The organism is Ensifer sp. M14 (assembly GCF_003355565.1).
Classification (GTDB): domain Bacteria; phylum Pseudomonadota; class Alphaproteobacteria; order Rhizobiales; family Rhizobiaceae; genus Ensifer.
This window is the reverse complement of record NZ_QJNR01000034.1, coordinates 1-558: the sequence shown is the minus strand read 5'-3', so window position 1 is coordinate 558 and position 558 is coordinate 1. Positions and strand designations below refer to the sequence as shown.

Here is a 558-nt window from a genome sequence, read left to right as displayed (position 1 = left end):
AGATGCGATTTGGCGTCGATTATCGAAGTGTCGGAACAGGCCTTCCGTGTAGAGTATCGTAGCGAACTCTGGACCAATTCCTCTGATGCCCAAAAGAGCGGTCGCTCCTGCCGGCGTTTCCGGCGTCTCGTGGGCGATCAAGGCATCTCGCTCTGCTTCTACAGCCTTGATTTGTGCTACGGCGTCGACTCATAAACTTTGGCACCATATTCTTGTTGCGACGAGCTTTACGGCGGCGAGGTAGTTTTCCGGGCGCTTGTCATATCGGGTTGCGATGCCTCGGAACTGCTTGATCCTGTTGAAGAACCGTTCCACGATTGTGTTTCGGCAGAGGATCTGACCCCACCATAGGCGCGCGACGTTGACCCCGGCAGCAATCCGGAATTCTGAACAATGACCATCCGTTAGCCCAAACGTAGTGGGTCAAGGTTCGGCGCCGAAGGGGGGCAAAGTTCCATGCTTGAACACACACGTCAGCGCTCCGGGAAATCGCGGCATCTTGAGGGGTTCACATCAAGAGCAAAGTTAGCCAAACCTGCAGCGACGAAGACTGTGACA

The 558-nt window shown here is 55.0% G+C and carries 2 pseudogenes; both read right to left on the bottom strand.

Annotation, left to right across the window (positions count from 1 at the left end):
- A pseudogene (locus BLJAPNOD_RS36450) lies at positions 1–174 on the bottom strand (IS110 family transposase); the annotation flags it as partial.
- Positions 175–189: 15 nt separating this feature from the next.
- A pseudogene (locus BLJAPNOD_RS34970) lies at positions 190–321 on the bottom strand (IS5/IS1182 family transposase); the annotation flags it as partial.
- Positions 322–558: the final 237 nt, after the last annotated feature.